This window comes from Geodermatophilus sp. DF01-2 (assembly GCF_004571065.1).
Taxonomy (GTDB): Bacteria; Actinomycetota; Actinomycetes; order Mycobacteriales; family Geodermatophilaceae; genus Geodermatophilus.
The window spans coordinates 1-1764 of sequence record NZ_SPQN01000172.1; the positions used below are offsets into that span (position 1 = coordinate 1).

Here is a 1764-nt window from a genome sequence, read left to right on the forward strand (position 1 = left end):
TCGCCGCGGTGCTGGCCACCACCCGGCTGGCCGACCTCGGGCCCGCGCTGGCGACCCGCCTGCCCGCGCTGGCCCAGACGCTGGTCGTGCCGCCGGTGCTGCTCGTCGCCCTGGCCTGGACCGACCTGCTCTCGGCCGTCCTGGTCGCGGTCACCCTGCCGCTGGTGCCGGTCTTCATGGTGCTGGTCGGGTTGACCACCCGGGACGGCACGACCGCCGCCGCCCGCGCCCTGGACCGCATCGCCGCACACGTCGCCGAGCTGGTCCGCGGGCTGCCGGTGCTGGTCGGCCTGGGCCGGGCCGCCGAGCAGGCCGCCGCGCTGGCCGAGCTGGGCGAGGCCTCCCGCCGCCGCACGCTGTCGACGCTGCGGCTGGCCTTCCTCTCCTCCCTGGTGCTCGAGCTGCTCGCCACGCTGTCGGTCGCGCTGGTCGCGGTGACCGTGGGGCTGCGGCTGGTGGACGGCGACCTCGAGCTGGCAGTCGGGCTGACCGCGCTGCTGCTGGCGCCGGAGGCCTTCGCCCCGCTGCGCGCGCTGGGCGCGGCGCACCACGCCGGCGAGGACGCCGCCCTGGCCGCCGCCGAGGCCCGCGCGGTGCTGGTGGCGCCCGTCCCCGGCCCGCCCCCGACGGTGGAGGACGACGACCCGCGGGGTGCCGACGTCGCCGTCACCGGGCTCACCGTGCGGTACCCGGGCCGCGCCGTCCCCGCGCTGCCGCCGGTCGACCTCGCCGTCCGCCCCGGAGAGCTGGTCGCTCTCCGCGGCGCCAGCGGCTCGGGCAAGTCGACGCTGCTCGCCGTCCTCGCCGGACTGACCGACCCGGCCGCGACGGTCGAGGGGACGGTGACCGGCGTCCCGGCCGGCGGCGTCGCGTACGTGCCGCAGCACCCGCGCACCACCGGGGCGACCGTCGCCGACGAGCTGCGCCGGCACGCCGGCTCGCAGCCGGGCGTGGACGAGATCGTCGGCGAGGCGTTCGTCGTCGAGGCGCTGGCCCGGGTCGGTGCGTCGTCGTTCGCCGGCCGCACCTGCACCGCCCTCTCCCCGGGTGAGCTGCAGCGGGTGGCCCTGGCCCGCGCGCTGGTGCGGATCCGCCGCGGCGCCCGGCTGCTGCTGCTCGACGAGCCCACCGCGCACCTGGACGACGCCGCCGCCGCGACGGTGGCCGCGGTGCTGGCCGAGCTGCGCGGCACGGTGAGCGTCCTGCTGGTCACCCACGACGCAGGCCTGGCCGCGCTCGCCGACCGCACGGTCGACCTCTCGTCCCCCGCCGCGATTCCTCACCCCGTGGCGAGTGCGACGAACTCGTGGCGATCAGCCCCCGATGGCCACGAGGTCGTCGCACTCGCCGCCACACCGGAACCGCCGGCCGCGGACACCCGCGCCACGACGGCGGACGGCGGGCTGCGCTGGCCGCGACGGGCTCTGGCGCGGGCGGTCGCCGCCGGCACCGCCTCGGCCGGCGCCGGGGTGGCGCTGACCGCGGTCTCCGGCTGGCTGATCGTGCGGGCCGCCGAGATGCCTCCGGTGCTCACGCTCCTGGTCGCGATCGTCGGCGTGCGCGCCTTCGGTCTGGGCCGGGCCGGGCTGCGCTGGGTGGAGCGGATGACCGCGCACGACGCGGCGCTGCGGCTGGCGGCCGACCTGCGTCAGACGGGTCGCGCTCCGACGTCCGTGGCCGTGCCCGCGGCCGGCGAGCTGTCCGGGTGGCCCGGTCCGGGCTGCGCGCGGACCTGGCGGACGTCGACCGGCTGGTCGCACACGT

1 protein-coding gene is annotated in these 1764 nt (G+C 78.9%); it reads left to right on the forward strand.

What is annotated here, in order from left to right:
* On the forward strand, positions 1-1764 hold a 1764-nt coding region (locus tag E4P41_RS21620), incomplete at both ends, for an ATP-binding cassette domain-containing protein (protein WP_135143245.1).